This window comes from Kosakonia sp. R1.Fl (genome assembly GCF_023516815.1).
Taxonomy (GTDB): Bacteria; Pseudomonadota; Gammaproteobacteria; order Enterobacterales; family Enterobacteriaceae; genus Kosakonia.
The window spans coordinates 347567-366930 of the sequence record NZ_JAMGSQ010000001.1; the positions used below are offsets into that span (position 1 = coordinate 347567).

At 51.6% G+C, this 19364-nt stretch carries 19 protein-coding genes, 1 tRNA gene and 1 pseudogene; 10 read left to right on the forward strand and 11 right to left on the reverse strand.

What is annotated here, in order from left to right; genetic code table 11:
• Window positions 1-5: 5 nt before the first annotated feature.
• Both lapG and M8Q36_RS01620 read right to left on the reverse strand, forming a co-directional pair.
• Entirely contained in the window at window positions 6-707 is a 702-nt protein-coding gene (gene lapG, locus M8Q36_RS01615) for a cysteine protease LapG (protein ID WP_249879815.1), read from the reverse strand.
• Window positions 708-732: 25 nt separating this feature from the next.
• Window positions 733-2397: a Mur ligase gene (locus M8Q36_RS01620; protein WP_249879816.1), complete on the reverse strand. Its 1665-nt coding sequence runs from the start codon at window positions 2395-2397 to the stop codon at window positions 733-735.
• A 112-nt stretch (window positions 2398-2509) separates the two neighbouring features.
• Between M8Q36_RS01620 and M8Q36_RS01625 the strand changes: the two genes are divergently transcribed.
• Both M8Q36_RS01625 and M8Q36_RS01630 read left to right on the forward strand, forming a co-directional pair.
• Complete coding sequence (locus M8Q36_RS01625; RefSeq protein ID WP_249879817.1) at window positions 2510-3391, forward strand: alpha/beta hydrolase family protein; 882 nt, start codon at window positions 2510-2512, stop codon at window positions 3389-3391.
• Window positions 3366-6701: a CapA family protein gene (locus M8Q36_RS01630; protein ID WP_249879818.1), complete on the forward strand. Its 3336-nt coding sequence runs from the start codon at window positions 3366-3368 to the stop codon at window positions 6699-6701. The genes M8Q36_RS01625 and M8Q36_RS01630 overlap by 26 nt, the downstream gene beginning before the upstream one ends.
• A 57-nt stretch (window positions 6702-6758) precedes the next feature.
• Here M8Q36_RS01630 and M8Q36_RS01635 read toward each other — a convergent pair whose 3' ends face one another.
• From M8Q36_RS01635 to M8Q36_RS01660, 6 genes are all read right to left on the reverse strand, one after another.
• A complete protein-coding gene (locus M8Q36_RS01635) occupies window positions 6759-7025 on the reverse strand; it encodes a hypothetical protein (RefSeq protein WP_249879819.1) in 267 nt (88 codons plus the stop codon).
• Window positions 7026-7405: 380 nt separating this feature from the next.
• Window positions 7406-7678 carry a GNAT family N-acetyltransferase gene (locus M8Q36_RS01640; RefSeq protein ID WP_017457635.1) on the reverse strand — a complete coding sequence of 91 codons (273 nt, stop codon included), beginning with the start codon at window positions 7676-7678 and terminating at the stop codon, window positions 7406-7408.
• Between the two features lie 11 nt (window positions 7679-7689).
• Window positions 7690-7920 carry a 4Fe-4S mono-cluster protein YjdI gene (gene yjdI / locus M8Q36_RS01645; protein WP_249879820.1) on the reverse strand — a complete coding sequence of 77 codons (231 nt, stop codon included), beginning with the start codon at window positions 7918-7920 and terminating at the stop codon, window positions 7690-7692.
• 76 nt (window positions 7921-7996) lie between these two features.
• Window positions 7997-8491: a P-loop nucleotide/nucleoside kinase family protein gene (locus tag M8Q36_RS01650; RefSeq protein WP_249879821.1), complete on the reverse strand. Its 495-nt coding sequence runs from the start codon at window positions 8489-8491 to the stop codon at window positions 7997-7999.
• Between the two features lie 200 nt (window positions 8492-8691).
• Window positions 8692-9909: a flagellin lysine-N-methylase gene (gene fliB / locus M8Q36_RS01655; RefSeq protein WP_249879822.1), complete on the reverse strand. Its 1218-nt coding sequence runs from the start codon at window positions 9907-9909 to the stop codon at window positions 8692-8694.
• A gap of 108 nt (window positions 9910-10017) precedes the next feature.
• Window positions 10018-10809 carry a hypothetical protein gene (locus M8Q36_RS01660; RefSeq protein WP_249879823.1) on the reverse strand — a complete coding sequence of 264 codons (792 nt, stop codon included), beginning with the start codon at window positions 10807-10809 and terminating at the stop codon, window positions 10018-10020.
• Window positions 10810-11220: 411 nt separating this feature from the next.
• Here M8Q36_RS01660 and M8Q36_RS01665 point away from each other — a divergent pair, with 411 nt between their 5' ends.
• The 4 genes from M8Q36_RS01665 (at window position 11221) to M8Q36_RS01680 (ending at window position 13620) form a co-directional block, all read left to right on the forward strand.
• Window positions 11221-12387 carry a PAAR domain-containing protein gene (locus tag M8Q36_RS01665; protein ID WP_249879824.1) on the forward strand — a complete coding sequence of 389 codons (1167 nt, stop codon included), beginning with the start codon at window positions 11221-11223 and terminating at the stop codon, window positions 12385-12387.
• The gene (locus M8Q36_RS01670) at window positions 12371-12643 is read left to right on the forward strand and encodes a hypothetical protein (RefSeq protein ID WP_249879825.1); all 273 of its coding nucleotides are present in this window, start codon (window positions 12371-12373) and stop codon (window positions 12641-12643) included. Before M8Q36_RS01665 ends, M8Q36_RS01670 begins: the two co-directional genes overlap by 17 nt.
• Window positions 12643-12972, forward strand: a complete 330-nt coding sequence (locus tag M8Q36_RS01675; protein ID WP_249879826.1) for a hypothetical protein — start codon at window positions 12643-12645, stop codon at window positions 12970-12972. Before M8Q36_RS01670 ends, M8Q36_RS01675 begins: the two co-directional genes overlap by 1 nt.
• A gap of 384 nt (window positions 12973-13356) precedes the next feature.
• The gene (locus M8Q36_RS01680; protein WP_322555431.1) at window positions 13357-13620 is read left to right on the forward strand and encodes a hypothetical protein; all 264 of its coding nucleotides are present in this window, start codon (window positions 13357-13359) and stop codon (window positions 13618-13620) included.
• A 190-nt stretch (window positions 13621-13810) separates the two neighbouring features.
• On the opposite strand, the gene M8Q36_RS01685 is transcribed toward M8Q36_RS01680, so the two are convergent.
• Window positions 13811-13884, reverse strand: a tRNA-Gly gene (locus tag M8Q36_RS01685).
• 202 nt (window positions 13885-14086) lie between these two features.
• On the opposite strand from M8Q36_RS01685, the gene M8Q36_RS01690 reads away from it, so the two are divergent.
• Complete coding sequence (locus M8Q36_RS01690; protein WP_249879828.1) at window positions 14087-14503, forward strand: hypothetical protein; 417 nt, start codon at window positions 14087-14089, stop codon at window positions 14501-14503.
• Window positions 14504-14558: 55 nt separating this feature from the next.
• Here M8Q36_RS01690 and actS read toward each other — a convergent pair whose 3' ends face one another.
• Together actS and M8Q36_RS01700 are read right to left on the reverse strand one after the other, a co-directional pair.
• Window positions 14559-15293 carry an amidase activator ActS gene (gene actS / locus M8Q36_RS01695; protein ID WP_045512762.1) on the reverse strand — a complete coding sequence of 245 codons (735 nt, stop codon included), beginning with the start codon at window positions 15291-15293 and terminating at the stop codon, window positions 14559-14561.
• Between the two features lie 65 nt (window positions 15294-15358).
• Window positions 15359-16258, reverse strand: coding sequence for a LysR family transcriptional regulator (locus M8Q36_RS01700; RefSeq protein ID WP_249879829.1), 900 nt, complete (start codon window positions 16256-16258; stop codon window positions 15359-15361).
• Window positions 16259-16476: 218 nt separating this feature from the next.
• Here M8Q36_RS01700 and M8Q36_RS01705 point away from each other — a divergent pair.
• The 3 genes and pseudogenes from M8Q36_RS01705 to M8Q36_RS01715 all read left to right on the forward strand — a co-directional run bounded on the left by M8Q36_RS01705 (window position 16477) and on the right by M8Q36_RS01715 (window position 19298).
• A pseudogene (locus M8Q36_RS01705) lies at window positions 16477-17968 on the forward strand (UbiD family decarboxylase).
• A gap of 10 nt (window positions 17969-17978) precedes the next feature.
• Window positions 17979-18566 (forward strand): UbiX family flavin prenyltransferase, encoded by a 588-nt coding sequence (locus tag M8Q36_RS01710; protein WP_349654599.1) that lies wholly within the window; start codon window positions 17979-17981, stop codon window positions 18564-18566.
• Between the two features lie 15 nt (window positions 18567-18581).
• Entirely contained in the window at window positions 18582-19298 is a 717-nt protein-coding gene (locus tag M8Q36_RS01715; protein WP_020455126.1) for a DUF554 domain-containing protein, read from the forward strand.
• Window positions 19299-19364 lie beyond the last annotated feature (66 nt).

A 19364-nucleotide genomic window follows, 5' to 3' on the forward strand; every position in this document is an offset into this window, starting at 1 on the left:
GCGTCCTATTCGTTAATAACAAACCCTTCCGCACGCATGCGGGTGAGAAGATCCTGCCAGCGGGAAAGCCGCTGGCTGTCGCCAACACGTTTATTGCCGCCCGCCTGCGGTAGCCACAAACCTTCGCCATTAAAGGCGTACACGGGCAGCAGATCGGGGCGCTGCGTAGCGGGTAAAATCGCGTTTTTCAGGATATCGAGCACCAGCGGGATCGCGTCCGGCGTGGCGTACCATGTCACAACCATATGCGCCTGATTTAACTGCAACGCTTTTACATAGGTGATGCGTAGCTGACTTGCCGGGATGCCTAATTCGCGCAGGGTGAAATATTTCGCCAGCGCGAAATCTTCACAATCGCCCGCGCCTTTGCGTAAAAACTCTATCGGCGTAGCCCAGTAATCTTTCGCTCCCCAGACCAGCGTATCGTCGCGAAACGCCATGCGCTGATTAAAAAACTGATTCACGCGCTCCAGCGTTTGCAGGGTGGTTTCCTGCGGCGGGTTATTCACTAACGCGGCCCATTGATCGATTCGCTGCTGCGCTGCAGGGGTTGATGCGCCGTACAATTGCCGGGTTTTGGTGCTGATGGCGTTGAAATCCCACCCGGCCCCAAGCCCAGGAGCAATAACCAGCAACACCAGTAGCCAGCATGAAAACCACCGTTGTCGACAGAAGCCTGTAAGTGTTGCGCCAGAGCGCCTGTTCATGTGTTACGGTTCCGGGAGTAGCGTGCTAACGAGTATAGTCCGGCCGCTGTTGCAGCCACGCCTTACGATATGCGATATACCCGGAAAGATAATGTTCAACGTCGTCGATCCGGACACGGTAACTGTGATGGCGAATAAAAAAGCTGCCGACAATGCGCGCCGGTTTTTTGAAAAACATCGCCAGTTCCGGCCAGAAAAAACCGTTGGTCAGATAACGGGCGCGAGTTTCCAGCGCCAGGTTAAAACGCGCCAGATCAAAACCATCAAGCAAATCACGGTGTTCAGATCCGGCAAGCCTTTCGATCATCTGTGCGGCCGCCATCATCAACTCCAGCAACGTTGGATAGGTCGTCACCCGGTTCAGCACAAAATCAAGGTGGTCGCGCACATTGTCGAGGCCAAACTGGTAATAACGTCTGCGCGGTTGATAGCGCGTCAGCTCATTGACACAGTACCCTAACCAGTGATCATGCGCCTGCCAGTGTTGCCGGGCGATAAAATCTTCCAGCGCACGTTCAACACAGGTAAGCCAGCGCGGTTCCTGAGTAATACGGTACAAACGCATCAACGCAAACGCCGCTTCACCGTCATAGTAAATAATACGTTGTGCCGCTTTCACCGAGAGATCGGCGGCATGCAGCACGTGTACAAACCCGCCGCTTTGCGCGTTCTGCATCGAGGTAATGCCATTTGCCAGCCGGTTCATTTGCGCAATGTCGCGATCGCTGCCCGTCAGTTCGTGGTATTTCGCCATTGCCAGGATACACACCGCGTTACCGCCAAGTTTAATTTCATCGCCAGTGTCGACCAGGAAATCCGCTTCGCTGCCGTCCGGCAATGTGTAATGGCGAATCAGCTCGCTACTGAGGTACGCCAGCGCGCGTTCAATGACCTGCCACTGTTTTTCGTTACGCGTCACTTCCCACCCTTCCAGCAACGCATAGGTTGAACTGGCGTGGCGTAACGCGTTGTAGGTGGGAATGGCGCGGTCAAAGCAGGGGAACCAGCCATAGTCATACCGCCCGGAAGGCGTGACCTGACGCGCCAGGTAATCACTCGCCGAGAAGATCATCGGGTCCAGTTGATCCTGCCAGTGCGCAAGCTGGCGATAACCGGCGTTGCGCCCGGTAAACTCGACAGGCCATGTCGTTGTCCCGTCGCAAAACCAGGCGCGCGTGGTGAAACGCCAAATCGGCTGTTCTGCCGTTTGCGGCCACTCAATGCGCGCGCCAAAACGTCTGCGGGAAAAATGCGCCAGATTGTTAGCATTCGGCGTGGCAACCCCTTGTGTACCGTCATACAACAAGGCGTTAGCGGCAATCTCCTGCTCCAGCGCAGCGTAGTGAAACGCGGCATCAAAACTCAGCCCGTAACGGAAGTAATTGCGCTTGGTTGCCTTTAGTTTTTCCACCAGCTCGCCCCAGCGTAGAGCTTCAACCCGATCTACAACATCGATGCGCAGCCAACAGGCCTCAGCAGCATGCGCTTGCTGCCAGTGCTGCAGCGCCTGAGCTCCTTTTTGCCAGGCGTCATCAAAACTGGCACCGCGCGCCTGGCGGGTATACGCGCGCGTTTTACCGTCGCAGGCGCTAAAAAAAATAACCCAGCCAGGCAGCGGTTCGGAAAGCGGGCTACGATCCAACTGTTCGGCAGCGTGGCGTAGCTGCAAAAGCAGATGACTGAGTGACATGTTGGCTCCTTCAGACCAGCGACGTCCTGGCAGACAGATTCTCTCATCAGAATAATCGCTGATAACAGAACCGCACATTCGGTTGATCAATCCTGAGACCGTGGAGCAGGCAATGTCGGTGATATTACGCACAGGTATGCTCTTTTTTTCTCTGCTGGTGCTGTGTGCCCACGCGGATACGCCCCTGTTGTGGAATCAAAAAGCCGTGGCGGCAAATTGCCCGCCGACAACAGATCAAATGTGGGTCGATTACGCTGGCGGCCACGCGTGTATGCGTTATTTTTCGGCCGGCGTTTTGCAAAATGCGCCGATCGTAGTGGTGGTGTTCAGCGGCGATCGCGAAACGTTTATCACGCGCGCGCCGCAAAATATTCCTGCCAATACCGCCACGGCGCAGCGCAGGCAAGCGCAAAAGCTCGCGTTAAAGACAAAACTGCCGGTGGTGATTGTCGCCCGTCCTGGCACTTACGGCTCCAGCGGTAATCACTATCGCCGACGGCAGCCGGAAGAGTTCAACGCGCTGAATGCCGCGCTGGATTCGCTACGCGCTCGCTACCACATTCAACAATTTATCCTGACCGGACACAGCGGCGGCGCGACAGCAGCATCGGCATTGCTCACGCTCGGTCGCCGCGATATTCGCTGCGCCATTCTCACTTCGGGTGCCTGGGATCTGCTTAACCGCGCAGAGACGTTACGTCAGGCACGTGGCGAAAAAAGCAATGAGAACAAAGACGTCACCGGGCTGGCGGCACCTTACGATCCGCTGTATCACCTTGATGGCATCATGCCGGACTCGCAGCGTCTGATCGTGGTGATCGGCAATCTGCTCGACAGCAACACCCCTTTTGAACTTCAGGTGAAATTTGCGCGGGCATTACGCGAAAAAGGGCATCGCGTTATGTTGGTTGAATCCCCCGCGTATCCACCTGAGTATCACAATCTGCAAGGCAATCCGGGTATTCGCTATGTCAACAGATGCGCAAATCACTAACAGGCGGCAGCGCGGCTGGCGCAGCGCCGAACTGGAGGCATTACTGGGCGTCAAATGGCGTGTCGCCCCGTCGCCTGGCTGGCGGGCGGAGAACATCGCGCTCACGCTCTATGATAAACAAAACGAATATGGGCAGTGTTTGTTTATCGCGATGGATGAAAAGACCTGGCACCAGGGTTCAGGAAACCGGGGTATTTATGCCGGCTGGCAGGATACACATGATGTGTTAACGAAACACTACCGCCATTTTTGTGGCGCGATTGTTCAACGTTACCTCCCTGATCTGCCGCCTGATTTTCCGCAACTGGTGGTGGAAAACAGTTACAACGTCTTGCCGCTGCTCGCCGATGAAGCCCGCCGCCGGATGAACGGCAAAATCATCGCCATCACCGGTACGGTGGGGAAATCCTCCACCAAAGATCTGTTGCATATGCTTCTGGCGGCAGAAGGCACCACGGTGAGTACGCAGGGCAATCACAACACACGCACAGGCACCCTGGTCAGCCTTGCCCGCTGCATTACCGACCCGGCTTACGTGGCGCTGGAAGTGGCGATTTCCGCGCTCTGGATGCGCACCGGCGGCGTGGGGCCACGCATCAAACCGCATATCGTGGTGATCACTGAAATAGGCATGACGCAGGTCGGACGCGATGTGCAAACGCCGCGTGATACCGCGCGTTTTAAAGTACGGCTGTGCGACGGTATTCTGCCGGGCGGCTACGCGATAATTAACCGCGATATGGATGAGTATGCGTTCGTGTATCAGGAAGCGCTGCGTTACGGTGCACGCGTGGTGAGCTACGGTTTTCACCCGCAGGCTGACGTGCGCATTGTCGACTATCAGCCCGCGCCTGACCACACTTGCCTGAGCATTCTGCTGCACGGCGCGCCCCTTCACTGCCGGCTCAATACGCCAGGCAAAGGCATGGCGGGAAACGCCGTGGCGGCACTGATTACGCTGGATTTACTCGGTCTTGATACGCACCAGGCTGCCCAACGGCTGGCGGATTTTCGCAATAAACCCGGCAAATTGCAGACGTCACAACTTCCGTTGCCCGATGGGGGCAGCGCAACGCTCATCGACGATAACTACAACGCGACACTGATTTCGATGCGCAATGCCATTGCCGTCGCCGCACTTTACCCTCTTGCGCCCGGTCAGCGCCGCATTGCCGTGCTTGGACGGCTGGCAACCCTTGGCGAACTGGCTAAAGAGAGTCACATCGCGCTGGCAAAACCGCTACTCGATGCGGGGTTTGATACTGTCTGGCTGCACGGCGAAGAAATGCACTATCTCAAAGATGTGTTACCCGCCGGGCGGGTTGGCGGCCATTTTTCGCAGATTGATGTCCTGGCAGATGCGGTAATGACCACCCTGAAAGCGGGCGATATCGTGCTGGTGAAAGGCAGCGTCAGCGACTCCGATTTTCACCGTATTGTCGGGCAGATGAAAATCATCGCTCAGCGCCGCGTCCCGGCGTTAAAGCCGGATCAAACTGCCACACTGCTCATGAATCTCACGACCGGTGAGCGGCAAGAGCTTCACCACGCACAGGCCACGTTCGCACCACGCAATCTCAGCCATTTATTACTGGCAACGCTGCTGGCAAGCCGGTTGAAGGAAAAAACCTTGCGGACTGAAGGGACAATGGCGGTGAGTGAGGTGGCTAAAAATATTGTGCAAAATGGCGCGTCGCTGGGGCTAAAAAGCGGGCAGCAGGTCAGTGTGAAAACGCTGTTACAGGGGTTACTCATCCACAATGCCAGAGACGCCGCCGTCAATCTGGCGCACCTGCTGGGCACAGATGCGGTTCGCTTAAATAACCATGCCCGGACAATCGGCCTGACGCATACGCATATCAACAATGTGTCGGGCCGCATGCGGCAAGAGCAACAAACCTCATTGCACGATATCGCAACGCTACTAAACCACTTCTACCAGCGCTTTCCCCATTTGCTGCACTGGTTTGCTGAAAGTGAAATGGTGCTGGCAGGACGCCACTATCGTAAAGCCGGCAATATTCAGGCCGACGGCCGGGCCAGCTACAGTTATAGCGCTGGCGGCGCGCCATGCTGGGGGTTTGCGCTGCAACGCAGCAATAACCAACTCTGGCTGGCGTGTGTCGCAGGCGCAACGGACGCCTTTCATCTCGATTATCTGTTGGATGGATTGCTGGCAAAAGCCACGGGCATAGCAGACGAACCATCGCCTGAAATACCGCAGGTGAACCTGGCAAAAACCTGCGCCACGGTGACCCTGCTGGGCGATACCTATTTTGGCGAGTGGTATACCGCACGGCGGCAGCGAAAAGGCATTGATGATGCCTTGCAACGTTACGGTTATGACTATAGTTTTCAACGCCTTGCCCCAATGCTGGCGGGAAGCGATTTGACGATTGCCAATATGGAAGCGGCGCTGGCGCCAACCGCAGATATCAATCTTATTGGTCGTAAACCCTTTTGCCTGACGGGCGATCCGGCGGCGACAACGGCAGCCCTGAAACGCCACGGCATTCATGCCGTAACGCTGGCAAACAACCATGCACTGGATGCCGGGACAGCCGGGCTTGCCACAACGCTGGCGGCATTTCGCCAACAGGGAATATTCACCTTCGGTGCCGGCATGAATGCGCGACAAGCAGAGGTCCCACTGTTAGTGACGGTAGGCGGTAAGCGGTTTATGTTTTATGGCGCCTACTGGTTTCGCCGCTATATGGAGCAAGATTGCGCCTATTACGCCCAGCCGCGTCGCGCCGGGGTAGCGTGTATAAGCGGTGGACTTATCGAGCAATTGCGCCGTGAAAAAGCGCACGAAGACCCTGCCACACTTATCGTGCTGGCGCACTGGGGGCTGGATTATCAATGGACAGTTGCCCAACAACGCCAGTTAGCCGAACGGTTGATCCGTGCTGGTGCCGATCTGATTATCGGCGCAGGTGCGCATATGTCTGGCGATATGGAACGCGTTGGCGAAAGCTGGGTAATTTACAGCCTGGGAAATGCGGTTTTTAACAGTAACGGCGAATACCAGACGCGTAATGTGCCGCCTTATAGCCTGGTGGCAAGCCTGCAATTAGGCGGCAAGCAGCCAACGCTGACGCTGCAACCGATCTTTTCCGATAACCTGCAAACGTTCTGGCAACCCAGAGCGATTTATAAGCATGAATTCAGCGAGTTCGTTGCTTTTTTACGTGAACAAGGCGTCGTTCTGGCAGAGCAGCCATCGGACGACTGCGCGTGGATAAAATGTTCGGATAACGCGCCACAGGCCATTGTCTTTCCGTTGGATAAACGATTTGGCGAAGCCTGAATGTTGCCTGCGCTTCGCTCCCTGAGACTTTCGCTGCGCAGGGAGCGGATGGGTAAATTAATACAGGTTTGCAGAAACCCTTGCATAGTCAGTGAACTGACGCTCATCAAGCGTGAAGAACGACACAACATCGGCCAGTTGCTGCGCGTACTGATCCATGCTTTTCGCGATCTCCGCCAACTGCTCGACCAGCGCCGCATTTTTAGCTTCCGGCGTCAGGCCATCAAGCCGCAAACGCGCGCTCGTCTGAGCAAGCGAATCATATTGATAAAACCTCAGCGCGAAGCCAGCCACGCTCTCTTTACTATTGTTCAGCGCAAACAATGGGTCGCCCGAAATAAATAACAAACAAGCAAAAACAATCGAACAGGAAAATATAACAGTATATTTTAATTTTCCTTTTTTACAGACACACTACATCCTTGATTCATCAAGTAAATTTTAGCCTGGTTCTACCATAAATAAATTACAAGGAAAAACGCATACTGCGACGATAAACGCAGCCAGCGCACAATGGGTTATTCATGGTTATTAGCAATGAAACACGTACCCCTTCACCAATAAAGAAACAAGCATTTTGCTAAAAATGGATAAACTCTGAAATTGTGAATTAATAAAGCAAAAAAACCAAAAGCTATTTACTGGATTGCCCGTTAATAATTTATAAAATTATTAAAAAATACCGGCAGCGCCGGTATTTTTATTTACGCACGGATATCGTCATATTCGCGTGTATTATCAAATTCGTGTTTGGCAAAGGGACACAGCGGGATTATTTTACGGTTTTCCGCACGCATTTTTTCCACCACCCGGGCGACCAGTTGCTTACCTACGCCTTGCCCTTTAAGGCTCGGGTCGACATCGGTATGTTCAATAATGCTTAAATGATCCCCGGTGGGAACGAAGACGATTTCGGCAACCTGCGTTCCCTGGGCGTCATTCACATAAAACTTGTTGTGGCCTTCCAGAATTTCCATGGTTTTCTCACTTAGTTGTGGCGGTACTTCAGCGCACCGCTCGGGCAGGTATCAATGACTTTCACCACCGTTGCGACATCCACTTCGTCGGGAATGATCCACGGTTTGCGTTTCAGGTTAAAAAGCTTCGCGCTGCCGCGCACGCAGTTTCCCGCATGCTGACAGATCGCCGTATTGAAATAAACATCAATCTTTTCACCCGTATAGACGCGGTAACCCGCGTCCAGCAGTTCCTTATCCATGACATTGCCTCTGTTCTTTTTGGTGTTGGAAAAGTAAGCATAGCCGCTCTACTTTTACGCACCCTCCGGCGTTTTATCAATAACGAACGATATGAAACCCTTCTTGTTCAGTCGGTTCGACAAAGTAACGGGTAATAAGCGCAAACTGCTCGTCGGTGGCGGCAAAATCATGGTCGCCTGCGGCATTTCGCTGACGTAAGCGCGCTTTGCAAATCTCATCGTCAACCGACAAGTAGTGCAACAAATGCGGCGCGCCGGACTCCTTAACGATAGACATCATCCACTGGCGGCTGGCCAGCGTGTTGGCGGGAAAATCGAGAACCACATTGACACCTGCACGCAGCAGCGCGATGGCGTGCGGCTTGATGGCGGATTTTAATTTAGCGGAGTAGAAAACATAGTCCTCAACGGTGGTCATCGCGTCCTTAAACAACAGCGACAGCCAGCTATCTTCGCTCAGCACCACCGTGCATGGCGTTTTTGCCAGCTCGCTGGCAAGCGTCGATTTACCCGATGCGATTTTGCCGCACAGAAGATGGAGTGTGGCAGGAGAAGTGGAGCAAACATTCATAAAATGACCTCGCAGGTTGCTGCCAGCAAGGCCCCGCCGTGCTGGCGGGAAAATGGACGAACGTTATCCCACCGGTCGATTGACGGTGCGAATAATGCTCGCAATAGATAAATGGGATGAATATTTAACAGTCATGTTGGCAACGTAGCAGCAAACCTTCCCCGTTGCCAACGGTTTTGTCTTTGTGGGACTTAGCGTTGTTAGCCGATCAGCAACAGGCAGGAGAGATCGTCGCCACCGTTGATCGTATCGATCGCGGCATCCATGCGTTTGTTGATAGTGCTGTTATGCATGGTTTTTTCAGAAAATGTGGCGATCGTTTTCATCACCAGCGGCTGGTCTACCTCAACATGCAGCGACTGTACGCTGAGGAACGTTTTGAGATAAAAATAATCCATAACAATGCGATAAAACTGGCGCAAGATTGTCGCCGTATTCGTGCCGGGAAAATCACTTTCATAGAGCTTGTACAACAAGTAATTTCTCAATACATGCGGTTCGCCCAGGCAGGAATTCTTGCACAGCTGTTCCCACTGCTGCTCAAGAGCAGTAAATTTCTCACTCAGCTCTGCGGTTCCCATCTGTGGTGTAATGGCCAGGTAGTCTGCAATTTGCAGGTGCCCTTGCGAAATCAGCGGATCGCGCGACGAAAATGTCGCCACATGCGTACCCATCACAACTAACGCGTTTATTTTCATAGTGACGGAGCGAGCGCTGTTTTGCGCACGAAGCAGCGTTCGACCGTTCTGTAGTTCATCGATCAGCCCTGCATAAAAGTTTTCCACTTCAGCCAGATTATTCTGCAGATCAAAGTTGAGCATTTGCAGATAGAGAATAAATTGCGCCAGCGCCATCAAATTCTCTTCGATATTGTTGCTCTGCGCCTGAGCCAAATTCCAGGCGAAAAGATGGACCAGTTGGCTCACCTGGTCACGTGGTTTTCGCTGTTCCTGTAGCTTCACTTTTGATCGAACAATCAGTGCTGTTTTCTCTTGCAGCAGCATGCTTTGCGGGTCGAAAAGCACCTGGCGTACCACTTCCGGGCAGGAGAAGGTCATGCAGAGACGCATTTCATCGGCATATTTCCGTACGCCGCGCGGGTAGGATGAACAGGTGTGAGATAACGCTTTTTCGCCTAAATCACGATGAACCATGCAAAGCCGATTTTCATCAATAAACGGGCACTGATTATCTTCATTCAATTTAATGACCGAGTATTCATGTTTTCCGTTATGCACCGGAATTAGATTTTCTTTCGCGATAGTCGCAATAATAGGGTTAGATGAGGATAAATAGCTTTGGTGCGTTTTTTTATCGATAGATACTTTCCAGCTATGGCAGCAGGAAATTAAACAATCCGGGCCAACGCATTTAAACTTATCAAAGAAAACAGGAGTCACTGTTTTATAGTGTCGCATAATACATTCTTTATAAATGAAAAACAGAAAGTTACACGACAAAAGTAAATATCTATAGTTGCATAAGCGCGCACTACATTCAGCATTTCACGACATGGTTCCGCGCGCTTAAATTCCTGGGGTTAGCTCCATCTGCGAAATGACATTTCCACTGTCGTTAAGATTCTGCTCAACAGAGGCAATATCGTTGCGCTCATTGTCAGACGCTTTCCCCTCTTCCCGCATTTTGCTTTTAATCAGCGACAGCAGCGATTTTAGTTCCCGGAGCGCTTCTTTCAGGGAACGCGCATCTTCCTGCCGCTGGCTGGCGTTTTGTAGCGTATTGATAACGTTATCGATAGTAGATTGTACGCCCGCGACCTCTTCTGTTTTCTCTTTTTCGGTCGGATTTTCTTCGTCGTTGACGTCAGCGTCAGAAGCAGCCTGCGCTTTGACGGCAGGCTCATCGCTTTCCCCGGAGGAAACCTGGACTGCGCCAGCAGCGTTAGCATCGGCACTGGTTCCTGCACCGGTGTTATCACTTTGCCCAAGTTGCGAAGCGAGTTGTCCAAGCTGAGATGATAGCTGTTTGAGCTGTTTCATAATGTAGCCCCCGGAGCCGCCAAACAACATGGCCAACGCTTTCAGGCGTGCGATTTCCCGTTTCAATGCCTCAAGTTTGGCGCGCGCATTCGCTTTACTGTTCTGCGCATTTTCCTGCGTAAAACGATTAAGCGTATTGAGGTTTTCCTGCAAATTTTCGTAATACTCTTTCGCCTGTGGGCTGAGCGTCACGATGCTGGCAGGCGTGGCGTTGATGGTTTCATTGGTGCGGGTGGTCTCCTGAGTACGAGTCGTCCCTCCTTTGGCCGAAGAGGACGCGTAAAGATCGAGAGAGCCAGTAAAAGTGGGGCGAAGCATGCGCAATACTCCTGAAGTCCATTGTTTATATTAACGGCAGCAGCGAATAAAACTTTACGCGTAAAAACGTGATGACCGGCGTTTGTGGTCTAACAGAGAACCTAACGCAACAATTGAAATATCTATTCTGATGATATTTAAAAATCAGAATTTAACGTAAGCATATTCTCTATAAAAATCAGAATACGTGTTTGTAGAATAATCCACCGACAGGAGAGTGAACAAACCAAACGCAAAGGAGGGAAATATAATGAACAATAACTGACGAAATACGTCGCTAGTTTATATCCTTCAGCTGGCTATTAGGGCGGCACAATTAGTGGTTATCTGAATGGTCAGGATGAAAATAACAGGTAAATCGAAATGCTTTCGTAAGTATTCCTGTAAATAAATTTTATTAAGGATGATTCTATGCCAAAGGGTTATTTGCTTCGTATTGGCGATAAGACAACATGCGGCGGTCGTATTCTTTCAGGCTCTCCGCATCATAGCCTTGGAGGGATTGCGACTGCGAGAAATGGTGATTCTGTATCGTGTGGTAAGGATGGAAAGATCTACCACATCGCGGGTGGTATACCCCATTACTGGATTCATGGCGTTGCAACAGCAGGAACGTTGCATAGCCGAAGCACATGTCCCTGTAGAGCAAAATTTATTTCATCATTTCCATATGCTTCTTACCGGCTTGAAGACACAAAATCAGCTAAAACCACTCCTGTTGCTGCCCCGTTAGTTGCAGCCACTCCTCCGCCTCAACCTGCAAAAATTGCAGAGCCTGAACAACATGCGCAGACAGTGAAGAAGAAAAATAACTTTGCTGACATCTGTAAGCCAGAAGATAACCCGCTATTGAACGGCGTTTATATCTGGACTGAAACTACCGACGCAGGACACGCTTTCGTATCCGTACATCAGAATAATTCGCTTTATCTCTACACCTATGGTCGCTACGGCAGGACAGGCCCAGGGAATCTAACTGGCGATGGGATTTTAGACTTTCTGCAAGGTGAAGATGCAAGGGTTTATTACAGAGTCGAACTGTATCGGATGGGCGCAAGAGCATTCCGTATAGGTGACGCTGACCCGACGAAAACGAGGCAATTTTTTGAATATCTTTGGAACAAGGGTGAACCAGCGATTCAAACATCAGAGATGAAAGAAACAACCAAGCGAAGAGGCCACACTATCGATGAATACGACGTAACGGGGAATAACTGTACCACTCACTCTGTGGAGGGGATCAAGTTTGCTGGATCGACGGTATTCGAACACAGCTACACATCCACCACGACGCAGATTCCTATCGAGTTAGAAGAAGATTTCACTATTCCTCTCTCATTGCAGCGTTATCTCGAGACAAAAAGTTCTGATTTCTCATCAATGACAGTTGTTGAAATGACGGACGAGTTTAAAAAAGTGTATCCCAATAAGGACAATTTACCGCGCTACCAAGAGTCGCCAAAGAGCAAAATTCGGCACATTGCAGCGGGAGTCGCCGCTACTGGCGATTCATTATCGCAGTATTCCAGCGGTACTTTTGGCGGTGTATTAGGGGGATCTTATGACGTTGACGAGTAGAACCAAAACTATCCTCCGATGGGGAGGAATTTGTTTTGTCACCTTAAGCTATTTCTTCGCGCTGTTTGTGGCCTTTCAAGCATTCGCTATTTTCTCTGAAAATCAAACTATTGTTTCAAACCCTGTTCCATTAAAAGAGTATTACCAAGCGGTTGATTCACTTATGCAAGCTACAAACGGCGTTTTTAATGTCGCTTTCTTTGGCTTTGCGATCTGTGTCCCGCTGATCTTAATTATCTTTAAAAAGGTACGATAATGAATAAGAAGTACTGGATCAGGTGGGCGAGTATCGCGCTCATCTGCACTGCGTATTACGTTATCGTGCTTTACTTCGATCTTGTATTTGCAGTGAACTTTTCTGAAACATTAAGCCAGGGGTGGGATTTTACTCCCTCTCAGTTGACTTGTTTTGTTATGGAGCTATCGCAAAATCATGATGATTCGGCATTAGCTTCTATTGTGGGTTTCGCTATCTGTGTGCCTCTGATCCGGCTCATCTTCAAGAAAGTGAGCCCAATGCTTGTTGCTGAGATGACGGTTGTGTTCAAAGAACAGTATCCAAATTCGGGTCATTTGCAACCATAACAGGAAACTCCCGGCGGCGTAGTCGAGCATGTTTTAGCAGAAGGTGCAGCCACAGGAGATTCATTATCTCCCTATTCAGGCGGTACTGTAGGCGGTGTATTAAGGGGATCTTATGACAATGACGAATAGAGTTAAAACCATCCTCCGATGGGGTGGAATTAGCATAGTATCACTTTGCTACTTTATTACATTGATAGCATCAACATTCGCTTATAGTGCATTCAGTGAGAGTGAAAGTATGCGTTTTTCTGGCCCAATCCCATTAAAAGAATACAAAGCATCAATAGACTCGCTCATGCAAGCCACTGATGGCGTTTTTAGTGTCGCCTTCTTTGGCTTTGCGATCTGTGTCCCGCTGATCTTAATTATCTTTAAAACGGTACGATAATGAATAAGAAGTACTGGATCAGGTGGGCGAGTATCGCGCTCATCTGCGCTGCGTATTACGTTATCGTGCTTTACTTCGATCTTGTATTTGCAGTGAACTTTTCAGAAACATTAAGCCAGGGGTGGGATTTTACCCCCTCTCAGTTGACCTGGTTTGTTATGGAGCTATCGCAAAATCATGGTGATTCGGCGTTAGCGTCTATTGTGGGTTTCGCTATTTGTGTGCCTCTGATCTTGCTCATTTTCAAGAAAGTAAGATGACCGCCAAAGGCTGGAAGAGATCCAGCCTTTCCTTTTCTTCCTGAATTTAAACCATACAAGCCGAATGCCAGTGGGTGGTTCGTTATTCAATGTTAGAACGTTCAAAAACAACTTGTGCCCGGTAATGTTGATAGCTAAACACATGCAAACCAACTTTTGGCGGTGTTTTATAAGAAAGGGGAGAGAATTCTGGAGCGGGCGAAGGGAATCGAACCCTCGTATAGAGCTTGGGAAGCTCTCGTTCTACCATTGAACTACGCCCGCATTGAGATGCGACAGGCATTATAACCTCTTAGCGCGTGAGAGCAAGGCGAGTTTGCGGGTAACCGCTGGAGTTTTAAGCAATTAATCTTCTCTGGTCTAGCGCCATCATTTTGTTGCGAAAATTAGGACAACATCACCTCCCGCGTTACGCTTTCAGGCATAGCATAGCTCCCGTTGTTCCCACTCATTTCAGAGAATTGCTATGAACGCTAAGCCGTTGGTTTTAGGATTTATTATTTTGACGGGTTCGTTGAATACTGCACTGGCGGATAGTTGCCAATCCAACATTTTTGGTGGACAGGATTGCCGCTATGACGATGGCACAACATCCAGCAGCCGGGCCAATATTTTCGGCGGGCAGGATACTAACTACAGCGACGGAAGAACGACAACCAGCCGAGCCAATATTTTTGGTGGGCAAGATACGACGTCCAATGACGGTAAATCATCCAGCAGCAGAGCCAATATCTTTGGTGGCCAGGATACCGATTACAGCGACGGTACCCATTCGAGCAGCCGGGCCAACATTTTCGACGGCCAGGATACGGACTACAGCAACGGTAAATCCTCAACCAGCCGCGCAAATATCTTCGGCGGCCAGGATACGCAAAACAATTAATTCCACACCAATACACAAGCTAACAGGCCGGGCAACCGCCTGTTAGCTTTACTCATCAGCATTTCGGCGGGCTACCCTGAGGCGGTAAATAACGTAGCGGATCGATAGCCGTCGCCTTATAGCGCAGCTGGAAGTGCAAACGCACGGAATCCGCGTCACTGCTGCCCATGGTGGCGATCTTCTGACCCGCTTTCACACTCTGCCCGTTATTGACCAGCAGCGTATCGTTGTGCGCGTAAGCGGTAATGTACTCTTCGCTGTGCTTAATCATGATCAGGTTACCGTAGCCGCGCAGTTGATTGCCGACATAGACCACCTTCCCGGCGCCGGAGGCATAAACCGGTTGACCGCGTGTACCAGCGATATCAATGCCTTTGTTCCCGCCATCAGAGGTGGAATAGGTCATGATGACTTTTCCGGTTGTCGGCCAGCGCCAGCAGCGTTGCCCCACTGGTGGCCACGACGAGAGCGGAACCTGCGAGGAAGGCACCACTTTCGCAGTCTTAGTACCGGATTTTGTCGAGGATGAGGTGGTTTTCGACGCGCCATTCACTTTCAATCGCTGCCCCACTTCAATGGTATACGGCGGTGAAATACCGTTCATGCTGGCCAGATCTTTTACGCTGGTGCCGGTAATACGGGATATGCGGTACAGGGTATCGCCCCGCTTCACCGTATAAACGGAGCCGGAATAAGTAGAGTTACTTCCGGCGCAGCTCGCCAGCAGCAAACTGATTGCCAGGCAAATGACAATACGAAACGGGCTTTTCGTCAGGCATCCTGCGCGCAAAACAGATCCTCGAATAGAATAAATGGCGACATATCATACCAGCCACTCGCCGGTTGCTAAACCCTTCAAACTGACTTGCGCGGAATCGGGTAACCCTGCGCGATAATTTCCATTATCTCCGGCAAATAAGGAGTGGAGGGCATCTTTACCAGCGCCGGGTAAAATACCTGCGGTGAGGGAAACACATCCACCACATGGCAATGGCTGAGTTTACGGGCGTCGACTTCCGATGAGGGCAGCAGCGTTGCCGCGGCGAGACCAGACTCCAGCCACTCCAGGATCACTCCCGGCTGGGTAATATGCATAATCACCTTCGGGTTACCACCCGCTTTACGAAACAGATCGATCAGCATCTCGTAAGTACCGGCGTCTTTTGCCCGGTGCAGCAGCACCAGCGGGAACGCCGCCAGCGCCTGGTAATCAAACGGACTCACAGGAGCTTGCGCCAGGCACTGCTTACTGATCACCGCCACCAGCCGCACCGGATCAAAAGAGACATAATCGAAGCCTTCGCTGCGATAAGGCCGCTGGATCATCGCCAGATCGATCGTGCCTTCATTGAGCATGGTTTCTAAATGGCTGGAATCAGTAACGGATATATTAATTTCAGCGTCGGGGTGGCGCTTATAAAGCTCCAGTAATAACGGTTTAAAATAGCATTGAAAAAGATGGGTTAAGCCGAGTCTTAGCTGGAATTTTTCTTTATTGGCAATTGCTACAGTTTCCCGTGCCGTATCTTCAACCTGACGTAATATTTCACAGGCTTTACGATAAAGAAAATAACCGGCTTCGGTGGGTTCTATTCGATTTCCCTGCCGCAAAAATAAGGAAACCTGTAACTCTTCCTCCAGTTCCTGGATCCGTTTACTGAGCGGCGGCTGCGCCATATTCAGCACTTTCGCCGCCTGGCTTACGGAGCCCTGCTCTACCACACGGCAAAAATAACGCAATCTTTTCAAATCCATACCGCTTTTCTCCGCTATACCTGAGCGCTCAGTATCACACCTGGCGTAAAAAAGGAAAAGCACGCCGTTTTATGTCATTTATCAACCTGAATTTAACATTCTTATAAAGAGTACTTTTTTGATCTGGTCTGCCTCAGGAAAACGGTATTTGTTTAATCACCACAGGAAAAATAAGGTAACGGCAGTCAGTAAATTCCCATCTAAAAATGGAAAAGACCATGTCAAATAGCAAAAATAATAATGCCAGCGGCGTTTGCGATTTACGTTCTGCTCTTGAATTACTCAAAACATTGCCCGGCGAATATGTGGAAACCGACACCGAAGTGGATCCACACGCGGAGCTCTCCGGGGTTTATCGTTATGTTGGCGCAGGCGGAACCTGCCAGCGCCCGACGCGGAAAAACGGCCCGGTGATGGTGTTCAACAAGGTAAAAGGTTTTCAGGATATCAGCGTCGCGATTGGCCTCAACGGTTCCCGCAAACGCGTCAGCCACTTCCTCAACTGCGCGCCGGAAAAACTTGGCCACCTGCTGAAAGATTCGGTACAAAACCCGATTCCGCCAGTGCTGACCCAAGACCACGCGGTGTGCCAGGAAGTGGTGCATCTGGCAAGTGATGCGAATTTCGACCTACGCAAATTGCTACCTGCGCCAACAAACACCGAAGAAGATGCTGGTCCCTACATCACCATGGGTCTGTGTTACGCCTCTGATCCAGAAACGCGTGAATCCGATATCACCATTCACCGCCTGTGCGTGCAGAGCCGCGATGAACTGTCGATGTGGCTAACGCCGGGTCGCCATATCGACGCATTTCGCATGAAAGCGGAAGCCGCAGGGAAACCGCTGCCGATCTCCATCAGTATCGGTGTCGATCCGGCAATTGAAATTGCCGCCTGTTTTGAGCCCGACCACACCGCTGGGTTATGACGAACTGAGCGTTGCCGGTGCGCTACGCGGGCACGCTGTGGAAATGGTGCAGTGTAAAACCATCAACGAACGCGCCATTGCCCATGCGGAAATCGTTATTGAAGGCGAACTGCTGCCGCATGTGCGTCTGCGTGAAGATCAGAACACCGATACCGGCAAAGCGATGCCTGAGTTTCCGGGCTACACCGGCGAAGCCAAAGAAGCCCTGCCGGTTATCAAGGTAAAAGCGGTGACCCATCGCTATAACCCGATCTGGCGCACCACAGTTGGCCCGGGTGAAGAACACGTTAACATGGCAGGTATTCCAACCGAAGCCAGCATCCTTGATATGGTGGGGCGCGCCATGCCGGGTAAACTGCTTAACGTCTTCGCGCACTCAGCGGGCGGCGGCAAGCTGCTGGCAGTGATGCAATTCAAAAAATTCTCGCCTGCGGATGAAGGCCGTCAACGCCAGGCCGCGCTGCTTGCATTCTCCGCGTTCCCGGAACTGAAACATGTGATTCTGGTTGATGAAGATGTCGACATTTTCGACAGCGACGATGTGCTGTGGGCGATGCAAACCCGTTATCAGGGAGATGTCGATACCGTCACCATTCCCGGCGTACGTTGTCACCCGCTCGATCCATCGCAGGTGCCGGAATACAGCCCGAGCATTTTGCAGCAGGGCATGTCCTGCAAAACCATTTTTGACTGTACGGTGCCGTTCCATCTGAAAAGCCACTTTGAACGCTCGAAATTCAAAGCGGTGGATGTGAAACGCTTCCTGCCAGATTTCGAATAAGGGGGCCGGTGTGACCACATTGCAACGCATCATTGTTGGCATCAGCGGCGCTTCCGGTTTTCAGTATGGCGTGAAAGCACTTGAGCTTTTGCGCGGGCAGCCGCTGGAAGTCCATTTGGTTGTCTCGAAAGGGGCGGAAAAAACCTGTGCGCTGGAGACGGATTATCAGCTAGATGAGGTGATGGCGCTTGCGGATGTGGTGCATCCTGTCGGCAATCTTGGGGCTGCCATTTCCAGCGGATCGTATAAAACCATGGGCATGCTGGTTGCGCCCTGCTCCATGCGAACGCTGGGATCTATTGCCAACTGCCTGACGGATAACCTGCTAACCCGCGCCGCCGACGTGGTGCTAAAAGAGCGCCGCCGTCTGGTGCTGCTGGCGCGCGAAACGCCGCTTAATCTCGGACATATTCGCAATATGCAGGCAGTGACGGAAATGGGTGGGATTATTTTCCCGCCGGTCCCGGCGCTCTACCAGCGCCCGCAATCCACTGATGAGATCATTACCCACAGCGTCAGCCGTGCGCTGGATCTGTTTGGTATTGATGTGAAAAATCTCCCGCGCTGGGGCGAGGGAAACCTCGCTCAGCACGCGTAACATGCAGGAAACATTATGTTAATCGGTCCTTATGTGAACGGCGCCGCCGTCATTGTTGGTGGTCTGCTCGGTTCACTGGTTGGTACGCGCATTCCCGAACGCGTGAAAGTGGCGCTGCCGCTGACATTTGGTTTGTGCTCTGTTGGTCTGGGTATCAATCTCGTTATTAAAGTGAAATTTATGCCCGCCGTGGTGCTGGCGATGGTGATCGGCGCGGTGATCGGCGAAGCGTTTTTCCTCGAAAAACAGATCGGCAAAGCGGCCGGCACCACGCGTGGTTTAATCAACCGTATTTTCCCGCCGGTTCAGGGTCTTACCCATGATGAATTCACCGAGAAGTTCGTCGCCATTCTGGTGCTGTTTTGCGCCAGCGGCACGGGGATTTTCGGTGCGATGCATGAAGGCATGACCGGCGATCCCTCGATTTTGTATATCAAGACGGTGCTGGATCTGTTCACGGCGGCGATTTTTGCCACCATGCTCGGCTTCTCGGTGATGACTATCGGTATTCCGCTGATCATCGTCCAGGTGGCGCTGGCTACGCTCGCGGTCTTTATCCTGCATATGATCACCCCGGATATGATGGGCGACTTCTCCTGCGCGGGTGGTTTAATCATGGTGGCGACCGGGCTGCGAATTTGTAATATCAAGCCCTTTCCGGTGGCGAACATGCTTCCCGGTCTGGTGCTGGTGATGCCCTTTTCCGCTCTCTGGGCCACTCTTTTTGCCTGAGCCTCGGATATACTAGCGTTTGCCCGGTGGCGCTGTGCCTGGCAGGTCCGTGAGATCGCGTTCTCC

Coding starts and splice junctions, on each gene's coding strand:
- lapG (WP_249879815.1), bottom strand. CDS start 707: ATGAACAGGCGCTCTGGCGCAACACTTACAGGCTTCTGTCGACAACGG.
- M8Q36_RS01675 (WP_249879826.1), top strand. CDS start 12,643: ATGAATAAGAAGTACTGGATCAGGTGGGCGAGTATCGCGCTCATCTGC.
- yjdI (WP_249879820.1), bottom strand. CDS start 7,920: ATGGATAAGGAACTGCTGGACGCGGGTTACCGCGTCTATACGGGTGAA.
- fliB (WP_249879822.1), bottom strand. CDS start 9,909: ATGCGACACTATAAAACAGTGACTCCTGTTTTCTTTGATAAGTTTAAA.
- M8Q36_RS01625 (WP_249879817.1), top strand. CDS start 2,510: ATGTCGGTGATATTACGCACAGGTATGCTCTTTTTTTCTCTGCTGGTG.
- M8Q36_RS01690 (WP_249879828.1), top strand. CDS start 14,087: ATGAACGCTAAGCCGTTGGTTTTAGGATTTATTATTTTGACGGGTTCG.
- M8Q36_RS01670 (WP_249879825.1), top strand. CDS start 12,371: ATGACGTTGACGAGTAGAACCAAAACTATCCTCCGATGGGGAGGAATT.
- M8Q36_RS01715 (WP_020455126.1), top strand. CDS start 18,582: ATGTTAATCGGTCCTTATGTGAACGGCGCCGCCGTCATTGTTGGTGGT.
- M8Q36_RS01650 (WP_249879821.1), bottom strand. CDS start 8,491: ATGAATGTTTGCTCCACTTCTCCTGCCACACTCCATCTTCTGTGCGGC.
- M8Q36_RS01630 (WP_249879818.1), top strand. CDS start 3,366: ATGTCAACAGATGCGCAAATCACTAACAGGCGGCAGCGCGGCTGGCGC.
- M8Q36_RS01700 (WP_249879829.1), bottom strand. CDS start 16,258: ATGGATTTGAAAAGATTGCGTTATTTTTGCCGTGTGGTAGAGCAGGGC.
- M8Q36_RS01640 (WP_017457635.1), bottom strand. CDS start 7,678: ATGGAAATTCTGGAAGGCCACAACAAGTTTTATGTGAATGACGCCCAG.
- M8Q36_RS01660 (WP_249879823.1), bottom strand. CDS start 10,809: ATGCTTCGCCCCACTTTTACTGGCTCTCTCGATCTTTACGCGTCCTCT.
- M8Q36_RS01665 (WP_249879824.1), top strand. CDS start 11,221: ATGCCAAAGGGTTATTTGCTTCGTATTGGCGATAAGACAACATGCGGC.
- M8Q36_RS01620 (WP_249879816.1), bottom strand. CDS start 2,397: ATGTCACTCAGTCATCTGCTTTTGCAGCTACGCCACGCTGCCGAACAG.